Annotated in this window: 23 protein-coding genes; 10 read left to right on the top strand and 13 right to left on the bottom strand. The window is 65.4% G+C overall.

The genetic code is table 11. The annotated features are described in order from the left end of the window. Positions 1 to 9 precede the first annotated feature (9 nt). Positions 10 to 672: a glutathione S-transferase family protein gene (locus ACFW0H_RS20690; RefSeq protein WP_422915737.1), complete on the top strand. Its 663-nt coding sequence runs from the start codon at positions 10 to 12 to the stop codon at positions 670 to 672. Between the two features lie 171 nt (positions 673 to 843). Here ACFW0H_RS20690 and ACFW0H_RS20685 read toward each other — a convergent pair whose 3' ends face one another. Then, complete coding sequence (locus tag ACFW0H_RS20685; protein WP_422915736.1) at positions 844 to 1,326, bottom strand: GAF domain-containing protein; 483 nt, start codon at positions 1,324 to 1,326, stop codon at positions 844 to 846. Then, a complete protein-coding gene (locus ACFW0H_RS20680) occupies positions 1,323 to 2,213 on the bottom strand; it encodes an ATP-binding protein (protein ID WP_422915735.1) in 891 nt (296 codons plus the stop codon). Before ACFW0H_RS20680 ends, ACFW0H_RS20685 begins: the two co-directional genes overlap by 4 nt. Before the next feature lie 57 nt (positions 2,214 to 2,270). On the opposite strand from ACFW0H_RS20680, the gene ACFW0H_RS20675 reads away from it, so the two are divergent. Further along, positions 2,271 to 4,640: a response regulator gene (locus ACFW0H_RS20675; RefSeq protein WP_422915734.1), complete on the top strand. Its 2,370-nt coding sequence runs from the start codon at positions 2,271 to 2,273 to the stop codon at positions 4,638 to 4,640. Here the strand turns inward: ACFW0H_RS20675 and ACFW0H_RS20670 are convergent. The 3 genes from ACFW0H_RS20670 to msrB form a co-directional block, all read right to left on the bottom strand. Next, the gene (locus ACFW0H_RS20670; protein WP_422915733.1) at positions 4,621 to 5,088 is read right to left on the bottom strand and encodes a MarR family winged helix-turn-helix transcriptional regulator; all 468 of its coding nucleotides are present in this window, start codon (positions 5,086 to 5,088) and stop codon (positions 4,621 to 4,623) included. The two genes, ACFW0H_RS20675 and ACFW0H_RS20670, sit on opposite strands and share 20 nt — an antisense overlap. Next, positions 5,085 to 5,570 (bottom strand): glutathione peroxidase, encoded by a 486-nt coding sequence (locus tag ACFW0H_RS20665; protein WP_422915732.1) that lies wholly within the window; start codon positions 5,568 to 5,570, stop codon positions 5,085 to 5,087. Before ACFW0H_RS20665 ends, ACFW0H_RS20670 begins: the two co-directional genes overlap by 4 nt. A 118-nt stretch (positions 5,571 to 5,688) precedes the next feature. Further along, positions 5,689 to 6,081 (bottom strand): peptide-methionine (R)-S-oxide reductase MsrB, encoded by a 393-nt coding sequence (gene msrB / locus ACFW0H_RS20660; RefSeq protein WP_422915731.1) that lies wholly within the window; start codon positions 6,079 to 6,081, stop codon positions 5,689 to 5,691. 172 nt (positions 6,082 to 6,253) lie between these two features. Between msrB and ACFW0H_RS20655 the strand changes: the two genes are divergently transcribed. The 3 genes from ACFW0H_RS20655 (at position 6,254) to htpX (ending at position 8,884) form a co-directional block, all read left to right on the top strand. Next, positions 6,254 to 7,465, top strand: a complete 1,212-nt coding sequence (locus tag ACFW0H_RS20655; protein WP_422915730.1) for a pyridoxal phosphate-dependent aminotransferase — start codon at positions 6,254 to 6,256, stop codon at positions 7,463 to 7,465. A 6-nt stretch (positions 7,466 to 7,471) separates the two neighbouring features. Continuing rightward, positions 7,472 to 7,924, top strand: coding sequence for a hypothetical protein (locus ACFW0H_RS20650; protein WP_422915729.1), 453 nt, complete (start codon positions 7,472 to 7,474; stop codon positions 7,922 to 7,924). 87 nt (positions 7,925 to 8,011) lie between these two features. After that, the gene (gene htpX / locus ACFW0H_RS20645) at positions 8,012 to 8,884 is read left to right on the top strand and encodes a protease HtpX (protein ID WP_280366508.1); all 873 of its coding nucleotides are present in this window, start codon (positions 8,012 to 8,014) and stop codon (positions 8,882 to 8,884) included. Between the two features lie 177 nt (positions 8,885 to 9,061). Here the strand turns inward: htpX and ACFW0H_RS20640 are convergent, their stop codons facing one another. Then, complete coding sequence (locus tag ACFW0H_RS20640; RefSeq protein ID WP_422915728.1) at positions 9,062 to 9,733, bottom strand: thiopurine S-methyltransferase; 672 nt, start codon at positions 9,731 to 9,733, stop codon at positions 9,062 to 9,064. Between the two features lie 99 nt (positions 9,734 to 9,832). On the opposite strand from ACFW0H_RS20640, the gene ACFW0H_RS20635 reads away from it, so the two are divergent. Beyond that, positions 9,833 to 10,600 carry a DODA-type extradiol aromatic ring-opening family dioxygenase gene (locus tag ACFW0H_RS20635; RefSeq protein WP_422915727.1) on the top strand — a complete coding sequence of 256 codons (768 nt, stop codon included), beginning with the start codon at positions 9,833 to 9,835 and terminating at the stop codon, positions 10,598 to 10,600. Positions 10,601 to 10,787: 187 nt separating this feature from the next. On the opposite strand, the gene ACFW0H_RS20630 is transcribed toward ACFW0H_RS20635, so the two are convergent. Continuing rightward, positions 10,788 to 12,455, bottom strand: a complete 1,668-nt coding sequence (locus ACFW0H_RS20630; protein WP_422915726.1) for a DEAD/DEAH box helicase — start codon at positions 12,453 to 12,455, stop codon at positions 10,788 to 10,790. Positions 12,456 to 12,824: 369 nt separating this feature from the next. Between ACFW0H_RS20630 and ACFW0H_RS20625 the strand changes: the two genes are divergently transcribed. Further along, positions 12,825 to 13,616: a crotonase/enoyl-CoA hydratase family protein gene (locus ACFW0H_RS20625; protein ID WP_422915725.1), complete on the top strand. Its 792-nt coding sequence runs from the start codon at positions 12,825 to 12,827 to the stop codon at positions 13,614 to 13,616. 153 nt (positions 13,617 to 13,769) lie between these two features. Here the strand turns inward: ACFW0H_RS20625 and ACFW0H_RS20620 are convergent, their stop codons facing one another. Beyond that, on the bottom strand, positions 13,770 to 14,516 hold the full coding sequence (locus ACFW0H_RS20620) for a spermidine synthase (RefSeq protein ID WP_422915724.1): 747 nt from the start codon (positions 14,514 to 14,516) through the stop codon (positions 13,770 to 13,772). A 246-nt stretch (positions 14,517 to 14,762) separates the two neighbouring features. Here ACFW0H_RS20620 and ACFW0H_RS20615 point away from each other — a divergent pair, with 246 nt between their 5' ends. Beyond that, the gene (locus ACFW0H_RS20615; RefSeq protein WP_422915723.1) at positions 14,763 to 16,112 is read left to right on the top strand and encodes a class II 3-deoxy-7-phosphoheptulonate synthase; all 1,350 of its coding nucleotides are present in this window, start codon (positions 14,763 to 14,765) and stop codon (positions 16,110 to 16,112) included. Between the two features lie 543 nt (positions 16,113 to 16,655). On the opposite strand, the gene ACFW0H_RS20610 is transcribed toward ACFW0H_RS20615, so the two are convergent. The 3 genes from ACFW0H_RS20610 to ACFW0H_RS20600 all read right to left on the bottom strand — a co-directional run bounded on the left by ACFW0H_RS20610 (position 16,656) and on the right by ACFW0H_RS20600 (position 18,719). Next, positions 16,656 to 17,861 carry a winged helix-turn-helix domain-containing protein gene (locus ACFW0H_RS20610; protein WP_422915722.1) on the bottom strand — a complete coding sequence of 402 codons (1,206 nt, stop codon included), beginning with the start codon at positions 17,859 to 17,861 and terminating at the stop codon, positions 16,656 to 16,658. Between the two features lie 40 nt (positions 17,862 to 17,901). After that, a complete protein-coding gene (locus ACFW0H_RS20605; RefSeq protein ID WP_422915721.1) occupies positions 17,902 to 18,402 on the bottom strand; it encodes a DUF3291 domain-containing protein in 501 nt (166 codons plus the stop codon). Positions 18,403 to 18,479: 77 nt separating this feature from the next. Next, a complete protein-coding gene (locus tag ACFW0H_RS20600) occupies positions 18,480 to 18,719 on the bottom strand; it encodes a DUF1127 domain-containing protein (protein ID WP_422915720.1) in 240 nt (79 codons plus the stop codon). Positions 18,720 to 18,816: 97 nt separating this feature from the next. Here ACFW0H_RS20600 and ACFW0H_RS20595 point away from each other — a divergent pair, with 97 nt between their 5' ends. Next, a complete protein-coding gene (locus ACFW0H_RS20595; protein ID WP_422915719.1) occupies positions 18,817 to 19,668 on the top strand; it encodes a LysR substrate-binding domain-containing protein in 852 nt (283 codons plus the stop codon). Between the two features lie 3 nt (positions 19,669 to 19,671). Here the strand turns inward: ACFW0H_RS20595 and ACFW0H_RS20590 are convergent, their stop codons facing one another. Then, positions 19,672 to 20,424 (bottom strand): sulfite exporter TauE/SafE family protein, encoded by a 753-nt coding sequence (locus ACFW0H_RS20590; protein WP_422915718.1) that lies wholly within the window; start codon positions 20,422 to 20,424, stop codon positions 19,672 to 19,674. Between the two features lie 103 nt (positions 20,425 to 20,527). Between ACFW0H_RS20590 and ACFW0H_RS20585 the strand changes: the two genes are divergently transcribed. Further along, positions 20,528 to 21,481, top strand: a complete 954-nt coding sequence (locus ACFW0H_RS20585; RefSeq protein WP_422915717.1) for a LysR family transcriptional regulator — start codon at positions 20,528 to 20,530, stop codon at positions 21,479 to 21,481. Here the strand turns inward: ACFW0H_RS20585 and ACFW0H_RS20580 are convergent, their stop codons facing one another. Continuing rightward, positions 21,482 to 21,991 (bottom strand): RDD family protein, encoded by a 510-nt coding sequence (locus tag ACFW0H_RS20580; protein WP_422915716.1) that lies wholly within the window; start codon positions 21,989 to 21,991, stop codon positions 21,482 to 21,484. It lies immediately after the preceding gene. Positions 21,992 to 22,000: the final 9 nt, after the last annotated feature.

Below are 22,000 nucleotides of genomic sequence, written 5' to 3'. Positions count from 1 at the left end.
GACCACCCGATGAGCCTGATCCTGTATGGCGCCCCACTCTCTCCCTTCGTGCGCAAGGTACGCCTCTATCTCCATGAGAAGGGCCTGGATTACCAGCTGGAGATAGTCTCACCTTTCAGCCAACCGGCCTGGTACCGTGAACTGAGCCCCCTGGGCCGAATCCCCGCGCTGCGCGACGGCGACCTGACCCTCGCTGACTCCAGCGTCATCTGCCAGTACCTGGAAGAAAAGCACCCGGAGCGCGCGCCGCTCTATGGCCGCAACGCCGAGGAACGCGCACGGGTACGCTGGCTGGAGAAGTATTGCGACTACGAAGTCGCACCGCTGGCGACTTTCGGGGTGTTCCGCAATCGCACCCTGAAGCCGTCCATGGGCCAGAGTTGCGACGAAGCCACGGTGCAGGCAGCCCTGGTGGACAAGCTGCCGCCCCACTTCGATTACCTGGAGAAAACCCTGGGCACCGCGGAGTATTTCGTTGGCGAGCAGCTGACCATGGCCGATCTCGCCTTCGCCACGCAGATGATCAACATGGAGCATGGCCGGGAGCGCCTCGACCCGGAGCGCTGGCCAAGCCTGGCCACCCATTACGACCGCATCAGCGCACGGGAATCGGTACAAGCCGTGCTGCCGGGGGAGCAGAAAATCCTTGCCAAGCTGGCGGGTCGGGCCTGAAGCATCGTCTGCAGGGTGGATAGCGCTCTTCTATCCACCTTCCTTCGCCAGGCCTGACTCCGCTGGTGGACCGGTGAAGCGTGGTCCACCCTGCGAAGGGCACACCTACAAATACAACGCCCCTGCAAAGCAAAAGCCCGGACCAGTCCGGGCTTTTTCATTGCGGCGGAATCAGCAATCGGTCAGGCGCAGAAAGATCGCCGCCAATTGCTCGATGCCGGTCTGGTCCTCTTCCGTGAAACGCGCCAGCTCCGGGCTGTCCAGGTCGAGCACGCCGATCAGGCGGCCGTCCTTGACCAGGGGCACCACCAACTCGCTGTTGGAAGCACTGTCACAGGCGATGTGGCCGGGGAAGGCATGCACGTCTTCCACTCGCTGGGTTTCCCGGGTACGAGCCGCCGCCCCGCAAACACCCTTGCTGAAGGGAATGCGCACGCAAGCCACCTTGCCCTGGAAGGGGCCAAGCACCAACTCCTCGTTGCGGTTCAGGTAGAAGCCGGCCCAGTTCAGGTCCGGCAGCTCATTGAAGAGAAAGGCGGAAAATTGCGAGCTGTTGGCGATGAAATCACGCTCATCGGCCAGCAGCGACTCCAATTGCGCAGCTAGCAGCGCGTAGCCGGAAAGGCCGGCGCCGGCCTGTTGCAGATCGATCATTTGGAAGACTCCAGTAACGCGAGCCCGACCCAGTGGCGGGCAAATTGATAGGCACAACGGCCGTTGCGATTGCCGCGCCCGAGGGCCCAGCGGATCGCCAGTATTTCCAGCTCCTCGGTCCACTCCCAGTCCAGCGCGGTGGGCTCGGCCAGTACGCCGATCCAGTGGCGCACCACAGCGAGGAAGTGATCCTGGGTGAAGGGATAGAAGGACAGCCAGAGGCCGAAGCGGTCGGACAGGGCGATCTTGTCCTCCACCGCCTCGTTGGGGTGCAGCTCGCCGTCGACCATCTGCCAGTGTTCGTTGTCGCTCTGCTTCTCCGGCACCAGGTGGCGGCGGTTGGAGGTGGCATAGAGCAGCACGTTGTCCGGTGCGCGCTCCAGGGAGCCATCCAGCACGCTTTTCAGCACCCGGTAGTCGCCCTCGCCCGCCTCGAACGACAGGTCGTCACAGAACAGCACGAAACGCTGCTGCAGGCCGGCCAGTTGCTCGACCACACGCGGGAGGTCGGCCAGGTGGTCGCGCTCGATCTCGATCAGGCGCAGCCCGGCGCCAGCGTGCTCGGCCAGCAGGGCCCGCACCAGGGACGACTTGCCGGTGCCGCGGGCGCCCCACAGCAGCGCATGGTTGGCAGGGAGGCCATCGACGAACTGGCGGGTGTTACGCGCGAGCTGCTCGCGCTGGGTGTCGACCCCGATCAGATCGGCCAGGGACAGGTCCAGGCTCACATCCAGGGGCTGCAGATAGCCGCTGCGGCCATCGCGGTGCCAGCGCGCAGCGAGGCTCTGCTGCCAGTCGATTACCGGGCGGATCGCCGGCAACAGGGGATCGAGACGGGCCATGAGCGCATCGGCGCGCTCGAGAATTTCATACAGACGGGAATCCACGTTCTACTCCTTGGCTCAGCCGCAGTCACCAGGCGCTGCCGGCAGACCGGATAGGCTATGCTTGGCAAGCCCTCGGAACAAGGCCAAATCCCAAGTCCCATGGATATTCCGCTGACACAACGGCTGTCGTTCAAGCAGGCCAGCCTTACGGTCCTGGTGGCGTTCATCCTCGGGACCGTTCTCAGCGTCATCCAGGTGGCCAGCGACTATTTCAACGAGAACGCCTCCATCGACCGAGAGATTCAGGCCCTCCTCGAGATCGCCCACAGCCCCGCCGCGCGTATCGCCTACAACATCGACGCCGAACTCGCCCAGGAACTGGTACTGGGGCTCCTGCGTTCGCCGGCGGTGATCCGCGCCGAGATCATCGACAACAACGGCGCGATACTGGCCAGCGTCAGCCGCCCGCGCACCGAGAGCGATTTCCGCATTTTCAGCGACTATATGTTCGGCGAACGCCGCGAATTCGAAGACCCGCTCTACATCATCCACGCACCCAACGAGACCCTCGGCGTGCTGCGCCTGGAAGTGGACACCTTCGCCTTCGGCAGCCACTTCCTGCGCCGCGCCATGCTGACGCTGCTCAGCGGATTCGTGCGCAGCCTGCTGCTGTCGCTGATTCTCCTGGTGCTCTTCTACAGCATGTTGACCAAGCCCCTGGTGGCGCTGATCCGCCACCTCAGCGAGCGCGACCCGCGCGCCGCACCGGACGCCAAGCTACCCTGCCCCGTCGGCCATGAGCAGGATGAGATCGGCGTGCTGGTGGAAGTGATCAACCGCCAGCTGGCCAGCCTGTCCACCGAGATGCAGCAACGGCGCGAAGCGGACCAGCGCCTCAACCAGTACCTGGCGGAACTGGAAAACATCGTTTCGGCACGCACCGCCGAGCTGAAGGCCGCCAACAGCCGCCTCAGCCGCTATAACCAGGAACTGGAAGTGGCACGCAGCACCGCCCTGGAAATGGCCAAGGCCCGGGCCGCCTTCCTCGCCAACATGAGCCACGAGATCCGCACTCCGCTCAATGGCCTCCTGGGCATGCTCGACCTGGCCATGGACGGGCCGCTGAACAACGAACAGCGCCGCCAGCTGCAGATCGCCCACGACTCCGGCAGCGTGCTGGTGGAGCTGCTCAACGACATCCTCGACCTGTCCAAGTTCGAAGCCGGCCAGTTGGAGCTGGAGCAGATTCCCTTCGACCTCGGCACCCTGCTGGAAGACACCGCCAACCTGCTGTCGCAGAACACCGCCCCCGGCGTGGAACTGACCTGCCTGATCGACCCGCAATTGCCATCGCTGGTGATCGGCGACCCGACCCGGGTGCGCCAGGTGATCAGTAACCTGCTATCCAATGCGCTCAAGTTCACCCGTTTCGGCCGCGTCGACCTGCGCGCCACGCCGAGCCCCGGGGGCGTGCTGATCTCGGTACGCGATACCGGCATCGGGATTTCCGCCGAAGCCCTGCCCAAGCTGTTCCAGCCATTCTCCCAGGGCAGCGCGGGGATCACCCGGCAGTTCGGCGGCACCGGCCTCGGCCTGGCGCTGACCCGCCATCTGTGCGAAGCCATGCAGGGCCAGCTGGAGGTCAAGTCCCAGGAAGGGCTGGGCAGCCTGTTCAGCGCGGAATTGCCGCTGGTGGAGCACAGTCCGGCCGAACCACGCCCGCCACTCAAGGGCAAGGTCATCGCGCTGTGCGGGGCCAAGAGCGGCCTGGCCGAACTGCTCGCCACCTGGCTGCCGCTATGGGGACTCGAATTCGAGCGGCGCGACAAGAATGCCGAGCTTGCTGGTCTCCATGCCGATCTGCTGGTCAGCGACGACCCGGACTGCCTTGAAAACCTGCGTCGCTCCGCCCAGATGCCGATCCTGCTGGTGACCGGCTACGGCAGCTTCCTGCCGCCACCCAGGGCGGCGACCCTGACACCCCTGCACCAGCTGGCCCGCCCCCTGTCGCGGGCGGCACTCTACCAGGCCCTGCAGCGGGTACTGATGAAACTCCCGGACGAAGCACCCGCCGCCAAGTCGGCCGCGGCCGAGCCGTTGCACCGCAATGCCCGGGTGCTGCTGGTCGAAGACAACGCGGTGAACCAGTTGGTGGCCAAGGGCATGCTGGCCAAGCTGGGCTGCGAGGTGCTGCTGGCCGGTCACGGCGCCGAAGCACTCAGTCATCTGGAGCGAGCGCCCGTGGACCTGGTGCTGATGGACTGCAACATGCCGGTGATGGATGGCTATGAAGCCACCCGTCGTATCCGCCAGAGCGGGCGCTGGCCGGGGCTGCCGATCATCGCCCTGACCGCCAACGCCCTGCCGGACGAGCGCGAACGCTGCCGCGCCGCCGGCATGGACGACTACCTGGCCAAGCCCTTCCGCCGCGAAGAGCTGGTGGCCATGCTCGACACCTGGCTGCCCGCTACTCAGGCAACCCCATGAGCTGACCCAGCAGTTCGCCAAGGCGCTCGCGCAGCTCGGCCATCTCGTTGAGGTCCAGGCCGCTGGCGCAGATCAGCTCGTTGCGCAGGGGCATCACTTTGTCCCGCAAGGCGGCGCCCGGCTCTGTCAACGCCAGGTGCACCTCGCGTTCGTCATGGGTGGCGCGCTGGCGCCGCACCAGGCCGAGTTGCTCCAGGCGCTTGAGCAGCGGCGTGAGGGTGCCGGAATCCAGCAACAGGCGTTCGCCCAGGGCTTTCACCGTGGGCTGCTCCGGCGGCCGCCCGTGCCACTCCCAGAGCACCAGCATGACCAGGTATTGCGGGTAGGTCAGGCCAAGTGGCTCCAGCAGCGGGCGATAGCCACGGATCACCGCGCGGGACGCGGCATACAGCTTGAAGCAGAGCTGGTTGTCCAGCAGCAGCTCGGGTTCGATCGACGGCGTGTTCATTTCAGCAGGGCTTCGATCTCGGCGCTGATTTCTTCCGGTTTGGTGGTCGGCGCGAAGCGCTGGATCCGCTGGCCGTCCTGGCTGATGAGGAACTTGGTGAAATTCCACTTGATGCCCTGGCTGCCCAGCAGGCCCGGCGCGCGCTTCTTCAATTGCACGTAGAGCGGGTGGGCGTTGGTGCCGTTCACCTCGATCTTCTTGAACAGCGGGAAACTGACGCCGAAGTTGAGCTCGCAGAACTCGCTGATGGCGCTTTCGTCGCCCGGTTCCTGCTTGCCGAACTGGTTGCAGGGGAAACCCAGTACCACCAGGCCCTTGTCCCGGTACTGCTGCCAGAGATCTTCCAGCCCCTTGTACTGCGGCGTGAAACCGCACTGGCTGGCGGTGTTGACCACCAGCAGGGCCTTGCCGCCGAAGTCCGCGAGGGTCTTCTGCTCGCCTTTGATGGTGGTGACGGGGATATCGAGAAGCTTGTCGCTCATGGCCTTGGCCTGCGCTGAAAGGTGGGAAGTAAAAAATAGCTCTCAATTAAATTGCGTGCAATTCATTTCCTCCAAAAGAAGGCCCGCCTTGCGGCGAGCCCTGGTACAAAGCCCCGGATCAGCGCGGTTCGAGCTTCAGCGACACCGAGTTGATGCAGTAGCGCAGGCCAGTGGGCCGCGGGCCGTCGGGGAAGACATGGCCCAGGTGCGCGTCGCAGCGGGCGCAGCGCACCTCGATGCGGTGCATGCCATGGCTGAAATCCTCCAACTCGCGGATCACGTCCTTGCCCACCGGCTGGAAGTAGCTCGGCCAGCCGCTGCCGGAGTCGTATTTGGCATCGGAATCGAACAGCGCCTCGCCGCAGCAGGCGCAATGGTAGATACCCGGGGTCTTGGTGGCGTAGTACTCACCGGTGAAGGCACGCTCGGTGCCGCCCAGGCGGCAGACGTGGAACTGGGCGTCGGAAAGCTCCTCGCGCCAGCTATCCAGGGGTTTCTCAAGCTTGTCCATGACGGTCCTCGGCAGTATTAAAAAAGCCCGTTCCCGACCTTTTCGGGCCATCGGGCCGCACGTATCATGCGCGATTCATCAGACGCCAGTCTGGCAGCGGCGTTACAGGCTGCCAAGGCGCATCGATCCCCGTCGCCCGCGCGACCTTTTCATCTCGGGACAGTAACGCATCATGCAGGTCAGCAAATCGAACAAGCTCGCCAACGTCTGCTACGACATCCGTGGGCCGGTGCTCAAGCACGCCAAACGCCTGGAAGAGGAAGGCCATCGCATCCTCAAGCTGAACATCGGCAACCCGGCGCCGTTCGGTTTCGAAGCCCCGGAGGAAATCCTCCAGGACGTGATCCGCAACCTGCCTACCGCCCAGGGCTACAGTGACTCCAAGGGCCTGTTCAGCGCCCGCAAGGCGGTCATGCAGTACTACCAGCAGAAGCAGGTGGAAGGCATCGGCATCGAGGACATCTATCTCGGCAACGGCGTGTCCGAGCTGATCGTGATGTGCATGCAGGCGTTGCTGAACAATGGCGACGAAGTGCTGATCCCGGCCCCGGACTACCCGCTCTGGACCGCCTCGGTAAGCCTGGCCGGCGGCAAGCCGGTGCACTATCTGTGCGACGAACAGGCCAACTGGTGGCCGGACCTGGAAGACATCAAGGCCAAGATCACCCCGAACACCAAGGCCATGGTGATCATCAACCCGAACAACCCCACGGGCGCCGTGTATTCCAAGGAAGTCCTGGAAGGCATGGTGGAACTGGCACGCCAGCACAACCTGGTGGTCTTCTCCGACGAGATCTACGACAAGATCCTCTACGACGGCGCCGTGCACATCTCCACCGCCTCCCTGGCGCCGGACGTGCTCTGCCTGACCTTCAACGGCCTGTCCAAGTCCTACCGCGTGGCCGGCTTCCGTTCCGGCTGGGTGGCCATCTCCGGACCCAAACAGAAGGCCCAGAGCTACATCGAAGGCATCGATATCCTGGCCAACATGCGCCTGTGCGCCAACGTGCCCAGCCAGCACGCCATCCAGACCGCCCTTGGCGGCTACCAGAGCATCAACGACCTGGTGCTGCCCAATGGCCGCCTGCTGGAACAGCGCAACCGCGCCTGGGAGCTGCTCAACGACATCCCCGGGGTCAGCTGCGTCAAGCCCATGGGCGCGCTCTACGCCTTCCCGAAGATCGACCCCAAGGTCTGCCCGATCCACAACGACGAGAAGTTCGTGCTCGACCTGCTGCTCTCCGAGAAGCTGCTGATCGTCCAGGGCACCGCGTTCAACTGGCCCTGGCCGGACCACTTCCGTGTGGTCACCCTGCCCCGCGTCGACGACCTGGAACAGGCCATCGGCCGCATCGGCAACTTCCTCAAGTCGTACCGCCAGTAACGGTTCATGGACCTGCACGTAGACGACTTCTACAAGGACTGCGCCACCGGCCTGCTGCAGCTGTACCAGGCCTTTCCGCGGCGCATCGCCCTCTATGTGGAAGACCTGATCGGCCCGTCCGAACCCGACGAGTTCGGCCTGCCCAGCAAGCGCCACGAAAGCTGCCTGGGCGCCCTGCTCTGGCTGGCCGATGAGGGTTACCTGCGCTTCGACAGCAGTATTCGCTTCGAAGCCCTGGACCAGGCAGTCCTCACCGAGAAGGGTTTCCTCCGGCTTTCCCGTGCCCTGCACGGCGCGCCGGCCGATGCACAGACCCTGCCGCCCAGCGTCCTGCGGGTCCGCGCCAGCCTTGCACAGCAACTGCGCGAGACCCTGCGCAGCGCCGACAGCGAACGCCTCGTGCGCCTGACTCGGCTAATCTTCGAAAACAGCAACAACTCCGCAAACGACATAGTTTGAAATAGTCCCCGGTTGAATACGCCCGGGGCGCCCCTTATATACCCCGCATACCAAAACGCTTTCCGCCGTGAGGAGACTGTTCCAATCATGATGCGCATCCTGTTGTTCCTGGCCACAAACCTTGCAGTCCTGGTGATAGCCAGCATCACCCTGAAGCTGCTGGGCGTGGACCGTTTCACCGGCCAGAACTACGGCAGCCTGCTGGTCTACTGCGCCGTGTTCGGCTTCGCCGGCTCGCTGATCTCGCTGTTCATCTCCAAGTGGATGGCGAAGATGAGCACCGGCACCGAAATCATCACCCAGCCGCGCACCCGCCACGAGCAGTGGCTGCTGCAGACCGTCGAGCAACTGTCCCGCGACGCCGGCATCAAGATGCCCGAGGTGGGCATCTTCCCGGCCTATGAGGCCAACGCCTTCGCCACCGGCTGGAACAAGAACGACGCACTGGTGGCCGTGAGCCAGGGTCTGCTGGAGCGTTTCTCCCCCGATGAAGTGAAAGCCGTGCTGGCTCACGAAATCGGCCACGTGGCCAACGGCGACATGGTGACCCTGTCGCTGATCCAGGGCGTGGTGAACACCTTCGTGATGTTCTTCGCGCGCATCTTCGGCAACTTCGTCGACAAGGTGATCCTGAAGAACGAAGAAGGTCCGGGCATCGGCTACTTCGTCGCGACCATCTTCGCCGAACTGGTCCTGGGCATCCTCGCCAGCATCATCGTCATGTGGTTCTCGCGCCGCCGCGAATACCGCGCCGATGAAGCCGGCGCCAGCCTGGCCGGCACCAACGCGATGATCGGCGCTCTGCAGCGTCTTCGCGCCGAACAGGGCGTACCGGTGCAGATGCCCGACAGCCTGACCGCCTTCGGCATCAACGGCGGCCTGAAGCACGGCCTCGCCGGCCTGCTGATGAGCCACCCGCCGCTGGAAGACCGCATCGAGGCCCTGCGCCGCCGCGGCTGAAACGAATCACACTGACTTGGGCGGCCAACTGGCCGCCCTTTTTTTGTCTGTGTGTAGGGCGGAAATCCCTTTGGGGATTTCCGCCATCGGTGTATTGCGGTCGGGCACGAAATGGTGGATCGATGAAGCGTGATCCACCCTACACGGCTGACACGGCGCTGCCCTGTGGGAGCGAATTCATTCGCGAATGGAGTCCCGACGGTGCAGGCGAAACACCGGTTCATGCAGGCTGTCCAGGCCACGGGAGGCGAACTTCCAGTTCTTCTCCAGCACGTCGTTGCGCTCCAGCATCTCCACCTCCCAGCCCGCCTCCAAGCGCCGGCGCACTTCGGTCTCGGGCACCGAGAACGGCGGGCCTTCGAGGCGGGCCTGCTCGTAATCCAGCGTCACCATCAGCCCTTCGCAACGGGCCGGCAGAATGCTTTCCAGATGGCGCACGTAGTCGTCACGCATGGCGGGCGGCAGGGCGATGATCGCCGCCCGGTCGTAGAGGGCATGGCAACCGGCGACATCGGCGGCATCCAGGGAAAAGAAATCTCCCTGGAGAATCTCGATCTCGCCCACGCTGTAACGGCGCAAGGCGCCCTGCTGCGTAAGCTCCGGCGTCAGCCCCTGCTCGGCGAAAAAGTCCTCCACGGCACGCTCGGCCAGCTCCACACCAAGCACGCGGTGCCCCTGCCCCGCCAGCCAGACCATGTCCAGAGACTTGCCGCAAAGCGGCACCAGTACCTGGCAGCCCCGGGGCAATCCCAGCTGCGGCCAGTAGCGCGCCAGATAGGGATTGGCCTCCCGCTGATGGAAACCGATCTGGTTCTCTGCCCAACGCGCCTGCCAGAATTGCTCGTCCATGATTCCTCCATCTTTTCGATCAAAATACTCAAATATTTATGCTGGAAATCGATATATCCAGCCCGGATGATGCCGGAATCCTACCGGAGGAATTCCGAAATGCTACCCAGCCTGTACATCTCCCACGGCTCCCCCATGCTCGCCCTGGAGCCAGGTGCCAGCGGCCCCGCACTCAAGGCCCTGGCCGATGCACTGCCGCGCCCCCGGGCCATCCTGGTGGTCTCCGCCCACTGGGAAAGCGATCGCTTGCTGCTCAGCGGCGGCGCCCGGCCGGAAACCTGGCACGACTTCTACGGCTTCCCGCCGCCGCTCTACGCCGTGCAATACCCGGCTCCCGGCGCGCCTGAACTGGCCGAAGAAATCGCCGGTCTGCTGACCGAGGCCGGCCTTCCCGCAGGCGTCGACCCGGAGCGCCCGTTCGACCACGGCACCTGGGTGCCGCTGTCGCTGATGTACCCTCAAGCCGATATCCCGGTAGTCCAGCTATCACTCCCCAGCCGGCTCGGCCCGGCCTTCCAGACCCGCGTCGGCCGGGCCCTGGCCGGCCTGCGCCAACGCGGCATCCTGCTGATCGGCTCCGGCAGCATCACCCACAACCTGGGCGAACTGGACTGGCGTGCCGGCCCGGACGTGGTGACACCCTGGGCACAGGAATTCCGCGACTGGATCGTGGAGCGCCTGGAGACCGACGACGAGGCCGCCCTGCATGACTACCGGCACCTGGCCCCTCACGCGATCCGCAACCATCCCCGGGACGAGCACCTGCTGCCGCTCTACTTCGCCCGTGGCGCCGGCGGCCGTTTCGGCCTGGTGCACAGCGGCTTCACCCTGGGGGCGCTGGGGATGGATATCTACCGCTTCGATTGAAGCCGCGAGGTTTCGCTCTTCTGTGGGGGCGAATTCATTCGCCAAGGGCTGCGCAGCAGCCCCCTTGGGCCTTGCCGGGCAGACCTGCGGCCTGCTTGGCGAATGAATTCGCCCCTACAGGTAGCCCAACAGCCAGACACAAAAAAGCCCCGCGATTGCGGGGCTTTTTCGTTTACAGCGGCGTGCTTCAGTCTTCGCGGTAGCGGCGCAGCTTCAGTTGCTTGCCGGCCACGCGGGTGTCCTTCAGCTTGCCCAGCAGGCGGTCGAGGCCCTCTTCCGGCAGCTCGATCAGGCTGAAGGTTTCGCGGATCTGGATGCGACCGATGGCCTCGCGGGCAATACCGCCCTCGTTGAGGATGGCACCCAGCAGGTTCTTCGCGGCGATGCCGTCGCGAGTCCCCAGGGCGGTGCGGCAACGCACGCGACCCTCACCCAGCGGCATGGGCGCACGGCGTTCGCGGTATTCGCCGCGCTCGCTGCTGTCGCGCTCGCGACGCTCGCGGGGCTGGAAGCTCGGCACCAGCGGCTGCTCGCGCTCGACATCAGCCAGGTTCAGCGCCTGGCCATTGGTGGCCTTCTGCAGCAGGGCGGAAGCCAGGGCACGCGGGCTGCAGCCGATATCGGCGATCAGGCGGTCCAGCAGCTCGCCGTGGCTGGCTTCAGCACCGGCCACCAGCGGGGCGATGCTGGCGGTGAGCTTCTTGATGCGCGCGTCCAGCACTTGCTGGGCGTTGGGCAGACGCACCTCGGCGACCTTCTGCCCGGTCACGCGCTCGATCACCTGCAGCATGCGGCGCTCACGCGGGGTCACCAGCAGCAGGGCGCGGCCATCACGGCCGGCACGGCCGGTACGACCGATACGGTGCACGTAGGATTCCGGGTCGTAGGGCATGTCCACGTTGAACACATGGGTGATGCGCGGTACGTCGATACCACGGGCGGCAACGTCGGTGGCGACCACGATGTCCAGGCGGCCGTCCTTCAGCGACTCGATCACGCGCTCACGCTGGTTCTGGGCAATGTCGCCGTTCAGCGCGGCGGCCTTGTAGCCCTTGGCTTCCAGGGCACTGGCCAGGTCCAGGGTGGCCTGCTTGGTGCGCACGAAGGCGATCAGCGCGTCGAACTCCTCGACTTCCAGCAGGCGCAGCACGGCCGGCGTCTTCTGGTCGGCGTGGACCATCAGGTGGGCCTGCTCGATGCGTGCCACGGTCTGGGTCTTGGCGGCGATCTTGACGTGTTGCGGGCTCTTCAGGTGACGCTCGGCGATCGAACGGATCGACGGCGGCAGGGTGGCGGAGAACAGCACGCTCTGGCGGCTTTCCGGGAGGGCCTCGAAGATCACTTCCAGGTCTTCCATGAAGCCGAGCTTGAGCATCTCGTCCGCTTCGTCCAGCACCAGTTGCTGCACGGTGGCGAGCAGCTTCTCGTCACGGCGCAGGTGGTCGCAGAGGCGGCCGGGGGTGGCCACGATCACCTGGGCGCCCTGGCGCAGGGCCTTGAGTTGCGGGCCCATGGGGGCGCCGCCGTAGACGGCGACCACGTTCAGGCCGGGCATCTGCTTGGCGTAGGTTTCAAAAGCGGTGGCGACTTGCAGTGCGAGCTCGCGGGTCGGTGCCAGGATCAGCGCCTGCGGCTCTCGTTTGGCCGGATCGATGCGCGACAGGATCGGCAGCGCGAAGGCTGCGGTCTTGCCGGTACCGGTCTGGGCCTGGCCGATCATGTCGTGGCCGGCGAGGATCACCGGAATCGACTGGGCCTGGATGGGGGACGGCTCTTCATAGCCAACCGCGGTGATCGCGGCGAGTACGTTGGGATGAATGCCGAGCGCGGCGAAAGTGCCGAGTTCCTGGGTCATGGGTCTGCCTCGTGTGCATCCGCAAAGACCCTTTTTCCATGGCTGCACATGCCGTGAAGGACCTTGTGGGTCAACCCTGGCAGCCTGGTAGAGAATTTGCGTGAACGCTTTTATGGGAATGGATGAAACGTCAAGGGAGTCCGCAGCGCGGACTTGCCGCCGAAGGCAAAGTGCCTCGGGAAAAACGCAGTACTTGAACGGAGCCGTCAATTGGCCGGCGCGCATCATACAGGAAATTTCTTCCACACGTGCAGCTTTTTCAACACCCCGGCACCCTCTCCGCTGGACGGCGGCCCCGCAATGGACAAGCCTCCCGCGCGGGTCTATATCCCACCTGCCCTCCTGCGATTCCGATGAAGGAAAGCCGCTATGTCCCCCAGTTCCGCCGGCCGCGTCAGCCGTGAAAAACGCGGCCACATCATGCTCATCGGCCTCGACCGTACCCCCAAGCGCAACGCCTTCGACCAGTCCATGCTGGACGACCTGGTGCTGGCCCTGGGCGAGTACGAGCGGGATGACAACGCCCGCTGCGCCCTGGTCTTCGCCCATGGCGAGCACTTCACCGCCGGGCTGGACCTGGCCAGTGTCGGCGACACCTTCAGCAAGGGCTGGAAGCTACCGGGCGGCGCAATCGATCCCTGGGGCACCTTTGGCGGCCCGCGCCCGACCAAGCCGCTGCTGGTCGCGGTGCACGGCTATTGCTACACCATCGGTATCGAGTTGATGCTCGCGGCGGACATCAACCTCTGCGCCAGCAATAGCCGCTTCGCACAGCTGGAAGTGCAACGCGGCATCTTCCCGTTCGGCGGCGCCACCCTGCGCATGCACCAGGTGGCCGGCTGGGGCAATGCGATGCGCTGGCTGCTCACCGGCGATGAGTTCGACGCCCACGAGGCCTATCGCCTCGGGCTGGTCCAGGAAGTGACAGCCCCCGAAGACTTGCTGCCGCGGGCCATCTGGCTGGCGGAACGGGTAGCTGCCCAGGCTCCACTCGGGGTCAGGGCGGTGCTGGCCTCGGCGCGCCAGACCCTGGACGAAGGGGAAAAGGCCGCGGCGGCCAGCCTCCTGGCCACCACCCAGCGCCTGCTCGCCTCCGAGGACGCGAAAGAAGGCCTGCGGGCGATGCTGGAAAGGCGGGATGGGCATTTCAAAGGGAAATAGCCGTTTCCGCGCGGAGTTTCAGGAACCTGTAGGGGCGAATTCATTCGCCAAGGGCAGCGCAGCTGCCCCCTGCTGCCTTGAAGGGCAGACCTGCGGTCTGATTGGCGAATGAATTCGCCCCCACAAAGTTTGTACTTCCCATCCAGGCACCGTCTAACTCGCCGGCCGCAGCACATCCAGCAGCGACTGCAGCGAATAGCCGAGGCTCGGCGCCAGGGCTTCGGCCCTTGACCGGAGCGCCTCGCGGTCCAACTCCTGGTCGAGGCCGGCCGGCACGAAGATCACCACGTTGCCCTCTTTCACCGGGCACTCCCAGTAATGGCGGTGGAAGAGCCCGCGCAGCAAGGCCGCGCCCAGGGGCTTGCCATCATCCGTCGCCCACTGGTTGATCACCAGCCAGCCACCGGGGCTGAGGCGCTTCTGGCAGGCGCCGAGGAAATTCCAGGCCAGGTGGCCGACACCCGGCCCCTGGTCGGTGTAAAGATCGACGAAGATCAGGTCGGCCGGCTCGGTGCTGTCGAGCAGTTCCAAGGCATCGCCGATGCGCACGAACAGGCGCGGGTCGTCGGTCAGGCCCAGGTATTCCATGGCCAGGCGTGGCACGTCGGGGCGCAGCTCGATCACCTCGACGTCCTCCAGTGGCAGGAACTTGAGGCAGGCCTGGGTCAAGGTACCGGCACCCAGGCCAAGGAACAGGGCGTTTTCCGGCGCCTCGTGACATAGCGCCCCCATCAGCATGGCGCGGGTGTAGTCGTATTCCAGCCAAGCCGGATCGCTGGTGAAGACGCAGCTCTGCTCCACCGCATCACCGAACTCGAGAATGCGATAAGGGCCGACCTCGTAGACACGGATCACCCCGAAATCGTCGTGCACTTCCGCGAGCAGGCGCTCTTCGGACATCAGCTCATCACTCCATCAAGGCGGTGCAGACCGTTCGCACCCGCCCGACGCCACACCGGCGCCTATTGCCATTGAAGCCGGAGCCGGTATTCCCGGCATTATCCGAACCACGCGCCCACCTGGCGTGGGCCGCACAAGGATAACAGCGGCGCAACCGAAAACCGCACACATGCCGTCATAGGCGCCGCCTGCGGGCCTTTCGGTTACCATGGCTCATCTACCGCAAGCAGCCGTATCGAGACCCTGATGAGCAGCCAAGAATGGAGCCCCGAAAGCTGGAGGGACAAACCCATCCAGCAGCAGCCCGAGTACCCGGACGCCGCCAAGCTGGCGCATGTCGAGCAGACCCTGGCGAGCTACCCGCCCCTGGTGTTCGCCGGCGAGGCCCGCGAGCTGCGCCGTCAATTCGCCGAGGTCACCGAGGGCCGCGCCTTCCTGCTCCAGGGCGGTGATTGCGCGGAAAGCTTCGCCGAATTCTCCGCTGCGAAGATCCGCGACACCTTCAAGGTGCTGCTGCAGATGGCCATCGTCATGACCTTCGCCGCCGGCTGCCCGGTGGTGAAGGTGGGGCGCATGGCCGGCCAGTTCGCCAAGCCGCGCTCCTCCGGCAACGAGACCCAGGGCGATGTCACCCTCCCCGCCTACCGTGGCGACATCGTCAATGGCATCGGCTTCGATGCCACCAGCCGCGTGCCGGACCCGGACCGCCTGCTGCAGGCCTATCACCAGGCCACCGCCACCCTCAACCTGCTGCGCGCCTTCGCCCAGGGCGGCTTCGCCGACGTGCATCAGGTGCATCAGTGGAACCTCGACTTCATCGCCAACTCCGCACTGACCGAAAAATACAGCCAGTTGGCCGGCCGCATCGATGAAGCCCTGGCCTTCATGCGTGCCTGCGGCCTGGACAGCGCGCCGCAATTGCGCGAAGCGAGCTTCTTCACCGCCCACGAGGCATTGCTGCTGAACTACGAGGAAGCCTTCGTGCGCCGCGACAGCCTCACCGGCGGCTGGTACGACTGCTCGGCGCACATGCTCTGGATCGGTGACCGCACCCGCCAGCTCGACGGCGCCCATGTGGAGTTCCTGCGCGGCGTCGGCAACCCCATCGGTGTCAAGGTGGGGCCGAGCATGGACACCGACGAGTTGCTCCGCCTGATCGACATCCTCAACCCGGACAACGACCCCGGCCGCCTCAACCTGATCGTGCGCATGGGCGCCGAGAAAGTGGGCGAGCACATGCCGCGCCTGGTCCGTGCGGTGCAGGGTGAAGGCCGCAAGGTGCTGTGGAGCTCCGACCCCATGCACGGCAATACCATCAAGGCCTCCAGCGGCTACAAGACCCGCGACTTCGCCAGCATCCTCAGCGAGGTGAAGCAGTTCTTCGAGGTGCATCGCGCCGAAGGCAGCTATGCCGGTGGCATCCATATCGAGATGACCGGGCAGAACGTCACCGAATGCATCGGCGGCGCCCGCCCCATCACCGAAGACGCCCTCTCCGACCGTTACCACACCCACTGCGACCCACGCCTGAACGCCGATCAGTCCCTGGAACTGGCCTTCCTGATCGCGGAGACGCTGAAGCAGATTCGTCGCTGACGGTCGTGCCGCTCTTGTAGGAGCGACTTCAATCGCGAGGCAGGTCGACGACCTGCCCGAAACGTCCCGGGGACGGCTTCGCCGTCCTTTTCGCGAATGAATTCGCTCCTACACGCCCATTCCAGTGCGTAGGGGGGGGTAAATCCCTTTTGGGATTTACACCATCGGTGTCTTGCCCCGCCTCGCTGGTGGATAGAAAAGCGCTATCCACCCTACACGGCTGATTGCGGAGACGCTGAAGCAGACCCTTCGCTGATGGCGTGTCGCTCTTGTAAGAGCGATTTCAATCGCGATGCAGGTCGAAGACCTGCCTGGAACGTCCCGGGGACGGCTTCGCCGTCCTTTCGCGAATGAATTCGCTCCTACACGCCCATTCCAGTGCGTAGGGGGGGGTAAATCCCTTTTGGGATTTACACCATCGGTGTCCTGCCCCGCCTCGCTGGTGGATAGAAAAGCGCTATCCACCCTACACGGCTGATTGCGGAGACGCTGAAGCAGACCCTTCGCTGATGGCGTGTCGCTCCTACACGCCGATACCAGGCCTCAGCCAAGGCACGCCTGCAAGCGCACCGTCCCCGGCCGGCGGCAGGTCACCGCCACCTCGCCCAGACCCAGCCAGGCCGCCATGCTCTGCAGGTTCTCCGCCAGCGCCTGCATTCCGGCCTCGCCGAGGCCGTGCTCTTCCTCGTGCAGGGCATGCACGGCCAGACGGTCCTGGGCGCGCTCGGCGCGCAGGTCGACGCGCGCGGCCAGGCGCTCATCATGCAGGAAGGGCAACACGTAGTAGCCGTACTGGCGTTTGTGCTGGGGCGTGTAGATCTCCAGGCGGTAGCGGAAGTCGAACAGCCGCTCGGTGCGTGACCGCTCCCAGATCAGCGAATCGAAGGGCGACAGCAAGGCGCTGGCCTTGATCCTGCGCGGCACCCTGGGCGTCCCGAGGCAGTAGGCGAGCTGTTTCCAGCCGTCGACCCGCACCGGCTCCAGCGCGCCCTCTTCCACCAGTTCGGCCAACCGTGCCTGGCTGTCCGCCGTGTCCAGCCGGAAGTAGTCGCGCAGGTCGCGCTCGGTGGCGACGCCCAGGGCCAGGGCGGCACGCAGCAGCAACTGGCGCTGGGCGTCGGCTTCGGACAGTTCCGACTGGTTCAGGAGGTCGACCGGGATCACCCGCTCCGGCAGGTCATACAGGCGCTCGAACCCCCGACGCCCGACCACCGTCACCTCACCCGCGGCGAACAGCCACTCCAGCGCGTGCTTTTCCGCGCTCCAGTCCCACCAGGGCCCGGCCCGCTCCTCCCGCGTACTCAACGCGCCAGCCCCCAGGGCGCCCTGCTCGCGCACCGCCTGCAGGACCCGCTGGATCACCGTCTGCTGTTCGAAACCGAAGCGCGCCAGCTGCTGGTAGATGCCCTCGCCGTCGGCCGCCCGGCGCATGCGCCAGCGCATCAGCGGATAGAGCTCCAGCGGCAGCAGCGAGGCCTCGTGCCCCCAATACTCGAACAGCGCCCGGCGCCGGGGCTTGCCCCAGGCGAGGTCATCCAGTAATTCGCGGTCGTAGTGGCCTAGGCGGGAGAAGGCTGGCAGGTAGTGGGAGCGCACCAGGGCGTTCACCGAGTCGATCTGAACCACACCCAGCGCCTCCAGCTGCGCCAGCAGTTGCCGGTGGCGGATGGCGCCGCGTGGCGTGCGGGCGAAGCCCTGGGCGGCGAGGGCCAGGCGGCGGGCTTCGGGAAGGGAAAGGGTCAGCGTCATGGGCTCCGTGCCGGCTGGGGAATGACGCTTCACACTAGCATCAGCTTGCCTGACTTTCGCGTAGCAACTCGACGGGCGCAAAAGGCACGGACTGATCCGGGGCGAGGAAGGTCTGGCGGAAGGTGAAAGCCTCGGGCGTCGGGCCGGCCTCCCGCAGCCGCGCCAGGCGCTGGGCCGCTTCCTGGACATCCGGGCGGTGCCCCCTCGGGACCCACCAGAGCACCTGATGGACGCCGGCAACACGCTCGAACCACTCCTTGCGCCGGCGCAGCATCTCGACATGGGCGGAGCCGTAGACGAAGTCGCTGAGGCTGGCCACATCGCGCCAGACCGAGAGATTGACCAGCACGTCCGGACCGAAGGGGCGGATGGCGGTGGCATCGCCCTCCTCGTCCTGCAGGCGCCAGACGAAGCCCGGCGCGCTGTCGGCCATGGCATTGACCGGCGCCAGGTTGGCGACGAAATCGGCCATGAGCGGAGAATCCAGGGGCGCCGTCATCACGGCGATATTCAGTTGTGCCAGTTCGTGGGTGTTCGACATGGTTTCTTTCCTTTGAGTCCATTCATCAAGGTTGCGGCCCGCCCTGCGCTTCACCGTCGGCGGGCCGCATCGCAGTTTCACTTGGTCATCGGGTCTTCCCAGAAGTGGCGTTCGCTTTCCTCCATCACATCGGCACGGGACAGGCCGATGTCCTTGAGCATTGCATCGCTCATCCGCGCCAGTTGCTCCCGCTCGTACGCAAGCTGCTCCCAGCGTCTGATCCTGTGCCATGCGGCGGCAAACCAGCTTTCCTGATGAGGCATTGCGTCGAATCGAGCCTGATGCGAAGTACCGATAAAGCCGTGTTGACCTTTCATCGTGTTGCCCTCCCAGTGGGGATGGCGACAGTTTCCGACCAGGTCTAAGATCAATCCAACGAATGTTTCTTATGCAATGCATCTCAGGATTTGATGAATGAACTACCCTGCCATCGATACCGAATTGCTGCGCACCTTCGTCGCCATCGCCGACTTCGGCGGCTTCACCCGCGCGGCGGAAGTGGTCAACCGCACCCAGTCGGCCGTGAGCATGCAGATGAAGCGGCTGGAAGAGGACGTGCTGCAACGCGCGGTGTTCGAGCGTGACGGCCGCCAGGTCAGACTCACCGCCGAAGGGCAGATCCTGCTGGGCTACGCGCGGCGCATCCTCAAGCTGCATGGCGAGGTGATGAGCACCCTGCGCGAGCCGCATATGGTGGGTTCGGTGCGCATCGGCACGCCGGACGACTATGTGATGCGATTCTTGCCAGGCATCCTCTCGCGCTTCGCCCAGACCTTTCCGCTGGTGCAAGTGGAGGTGCACTGCGACTCCAGCGCCCAGCTACTGCAGCGCCAGGACCTGGACCTCACCATAGTCACCCGCAAGCCGGGCGACGACATTGGCCAGTTGGTACGACAGGAACGCATCGTCTGGGCCGAGGCCATCGGCTTCAGCCCCCACGAACAGGCATCCATCCCGCTGGCCATGTTCAACGGCGAATGCTTCTGCCGCGCCTGGGCCTGCAACGCCCTCGACGCCATCGGCCGCGAATACCGGGTTGCCTATACCAGCCCCAGCCTGTCGGCGATCATGGGCGTGGTCAGCGCCGGCCTGGCAGTAACCGCCCAGCTGCAGAGCCTCGTAACCCCCGACATGCGCATCCTCGGCGAGGCCGAAGGCATGCCGCAGCTGCCGCTGTGCAACATCATGCTGCTGCGTAACGATCACACGCAGTCACCGGTGACCGACACCCTGGCCGAGCACATCATCGAAGGCTTCCGCATCTGAGCCTTACTTGACCACCAGCAGTACCGCGCAGAGCAGCAGGAAGACGCAGAACAGCGAGCGCAGCACCCGCTCCGGCAGGGCATGGGCCATCCGAACACCCCAGCTGATGCTGAGCAGGCCACCCACCGCCAGGGGCAGGCCCATGGCCCAGCTCACGTGGTGGTGCAGGCCATAGGTGGCCAGGGTCACCGCGGTGCTCGGCGCCGCCAGCGCCAGGGACAGCCCCTGGGCCACCACCTGGCTGGTGCCGAATACGCTGGTCAGTACCGGCGTGGCGATCACGGCGCCGCCGACCCCGAACAACCCGCCTGCCGCCCCGGCCACGCCGCCCAATGCGCCCAGCCAGGGCCAGGGCTGGCGCAGTTCGGTACTGGCCTGGGTCTTGGCCATGAACATTCGCGCGAAGTTGTAGGCGGCCAGGGCCAGCAGGAAGCCGACGAACGCCAGGCGCATGCTTTGCGCATCCACCCCCACGGCGAAGAGCGAGGCCAGCCAGGCGAAACCGAAGCTGGTGGCCGCCAGCAGCGTCGCGTAGCGCACGTCGATGCGATTGCGCTGGTGATAGCGCCACAGCGCCAGCAGCACATTGGGCACCACCATTACCAGGGCCGTGCCCTGGGCCAGTTGCTGGTCCAGACCGAAGAGCACGCCCAGGGCGGGAATGGCGATCAGCCCACCGCCGATGCCAAAGAGCCCGCCCACGGTGCCAAGCAACGCGCCCAACAGGATATTCAGAACAAAAGCCAGCAGGTCCATGACGCCTCCAGATCAGATTGCTGCCGATGCTACGCGCGGCCGGTTGGCACGGAAACGCACAGCGGCGCACAATGGCTGTGCGCCAAACGCATAGGCAAACCCCATGAACCCCGACGCCCTCACTGAACAACTGGCCCTGTTCCTCGACGTGCTGGAAGCCGGCAGCTTTTCCGCCGCCGCACGCCGCAATCCCCTGACGCCCTCGGCCGTGGCGCGGCGTATCGACGCCCTGGAACGGGCCCTGGGCAGCACACTGTTCGTGCGCAGCACCCATGCGGTGAAGGCTACCCCCGCCGGCCTGGCCTTTGCCGAACGAGCAAAACGGGTGCTCGCGGAGCTGCGCCTGGCGCGCGCTGAGGCGGTGTCCCTGAGCAGCGCCCCCGAAGGACTGATCCGCATCGACGCGCCCTCCCCCTTCGGCCGTCGCCATCTTGCTCCCGCCATCGCCGAGTTTCTCATGGCCTATCCCGGCCTCGACGTGCAACTGCGGCTGATCGACAGCTTCGTCGACATGCAGGGCGAGAATCTCGGCCAGGTGGACCTGGTGCTGCGCATCGGTCCCCTGGCCGATACCCGGCTGGTGTCCACCCCGCTGGCGCCCATGGTGCGGATACTCTGCGCCAGCCCCGAATACCTGCGCCGGCGCGGCATTCCGCGCGATCCGCGCGAATTGCCCGACCATGATGGCCTGGACTGGGACGCCCTGGCGCCACCTTATGCCTGGCGTTTCGAGGTGGACGGCAAGTTGCAGCTGATCCGACCGGGACGCATGCGCATGACCGCCAACAATGCCGAAACCCTGCTGTTCAGTGCCCTGGCGGGGCTCGGCATCGCCCACCTGCCGACCTGGCTGATCGGCGAGTACCTGGTACGCGGCGAACTGGTGCCGCTGTTCTGCGACGACGGCCTGCCGCCGCCCGAGCCGAGCGGCATCTACGCCTTGCGCCTGGAGGGCGAAGCCAGCTCGCGGAGCCGGCTGTTGCTGGAGTTCCTGAAGAACCGCTTCGGCCCGGTGCCGCCCTGGGACCTCGCCCTTGGCGGACTGGGCCGGGCCTGATCAGCGCGGCGGCTGCACTACACGGGTGCCCGCCAGCAGGTCGTGCAGGCAGCGTCGGTCGGCGCGGAAGATGAACAGGTAATCCACCAGCACCAGCAGCACACCGACCACCGGGACATAGGCCAGCAGCCACCAGAGCAGGTAACGCTTGAGCAACAGGTTGCCCAGTTCCGGCACCTGGCCTTCGAGGTCGACGATGGCAATCTTCAGCAGTCGCTTGCCGAGGGTCTGGCCGTACTGCTTCAGCAGATGGCCGTTGACCAGCAGGAACACCGCCAGGCCCACCACCAGACCGAGCAACTGCTGGCCGAGGCTGGGTTCGATGCCTTGCCGGGCCGCTTCGAAGGTGCCGGAGAGGTAAGCCACCGGCACGGTCGCCAGGCTCATGACCAGGCCATCGATCAGCGCTGCGCCCAGGCGCATCCAGCGGGAGGCCAGCAGGGGTTCAGCGGCGCTGTTGACGGTGAGTTCGGCCTGGGGCGCCTGATAGGGATTTTGCAGGTTGTCCATGTTGCGGTC

Origin of the sequence: Metapseudomonas cellulosilytica, assembly GCF_049334135.1 — a bacterium.
In the GTDB taxonomy this organism is placed as follows: Bacteria; Pseudomonadota; Gammaproteobacteria; order Pseudomonadales; family Pseudomonadaceae; genus Metapseudomonas.
Note: the sequence above shows the minus strand (reverse complement) of the source record. Positions and strands in the feature narration are given on the sequence as shown.

Coding starts and splice junctions, on each gene's coding strand:
- ACFW0H_RS20690 (WP_422915737.1), top strand. CDS start 10: ATGAGCCTGATCCTGTATGGCGCCCCACTCTCTCCCTTCGTGCGCAAG.
- ACFW0H_RS20685 (WP_422915736.1), bottom strand. CDS start 1,326: ATGATCGATCTGCAACAGGCCGGCGCCGGCCTTTCCGGCTACGCGCTG.
- ACFW0H_RS20675 (WP_422915734.1), top strand. CDS start 2,271: ATGCTTGGCAAGCCCTCGGAACAAGGCCAAATCCCAAGTCCCATGGAT.
- ACFW0H_RS20670 (WP_422915733.1), bottom strand. CDS start 5,088: ATGAACACGCCGTCGATCGAACCCGAGCTGCTGCTGGACAACCAGCTC.
- ACFW0H_RS20665 (WP_422915732.1), bottom strand. CDS start 5,570: ATGAGCGACAAGCTTCTCGATATCCCCGTCACCACCATCAAAGGCGAG.
- msrB (WP_422915731.1), bottom strand. CDS start 6,081: ATGGACAAGCTTGAGAAACCCCTGGATAGCTGGCGCGAGGAGCTTTCC.
- ACFW0H_RS20655 (WP_422915730.1), top strand. CDS start 6,254: ATGCAGGTCAGCAAATCGAACAAGCTCGCCAACGTCTGCTACGACATC.
- ACFW0H_RS20650 (WP_422915729.1), top strand. CDS start 7,472: ATGGACCTGCACGTAGACGACTTCTACAAGGACTGCGCCACCGGCCTG.
- htpX (WP_280366508.1), top strand. CDS start 8,012: ATGATGCGCATCCTGTTGTTCCTGGCCACAAACCTTGCAGTCCTGGTG.
- ACFW0H_RS20640 (WP_422915728.1), bottom strand. CDS start 9,733: ATGGACGAGCAATTCTGGCAGGCGCGTTGGGCAGAGAACCAGATCGGT.
- ACFW0H_RS20635 (WP_422915727.1), top strand. CDS start 9,833: ATGCTACCCAGCCTGTACATCTCCCACGGCTCCCCCATGCTCGCCCTG.
- ACFW0H_RS20630 (WP_422915726.1), bottom strand. CDS start 12,455: ATGACCCAGGAACTCGGCACTTTCGCCGCGCTCGGCATTCATCCCAAC.
- ACFW0H_RS20625 (WP_422915725.1), top strand. CDS start 12,825: ATGTCCCCCAGTTCCGCCGGCCGCGTCAGCCGTGAAAAACGCGGCCAC.
- ACFW0H_RS20620 (WP_422915724.1), bottom strand. CDS start 14,516: ATGTCCGAAGAGCGCCTGCTCGCGGAAGTGCACGACGATTTCGGGGTG.
- ACFW0H_RS20615 (WP_422915723.1), top strand. CDS start 14,763: ATGAGCAGCCAAGAATGGAGCCCCGAAAGCTGGAGGGACAAACCCATC.
- ACFW0H_RS20610 (WP_422915722.1), bottom strand. CDS start 17,861: ATGACGCTGACCCTTTCCCTTCCCGAAGCCCGCCGCCTGGCCCTCGCC.
- ACFW0H_RS20605 (WP_422915721.1), bottom strand. CDS start 18,402: ATGTCGAACACCCACGAACTGGCACAACTGAATATCGCCGTGATGACG.
- ACFW0H_RS20600 (WP_422915720.1), bottom strand. CDS start 18,719: ATGAAAGGTCAACACGGCTTTATCGGTACTTCGCATCAGGCTCGATTC.
- ACFW0H_RS20595 (WP_422915719.1), top strand. CDS start 18,817: ATGAACTACCCTGCCATCGATACCGAATTGCTGCGCACCTTCGTCGCC.
- ACFW0H_RS20590 (WP_422915718.1), bottom strand. CDS start 20,424: ATGGACCTGCTGGCTTTTGTTCTGAATATCCTGTTGGGCGCGTTGCTT.
- ACFW0H_RS20585 (WP_422915717.1), top strand. CDS start 20,528: ATGAACCCCGACGCCCTCACTGAACAACTGGCCCTGTTCCTCGACGTG.
- ACFW0H_RS20580 (WP_422915716.1), bottom strand. CDS start 21,991: ATGGACAACCTGCAAAATCCCTATCAGGCGCCCCAGGCCGAACTCACC.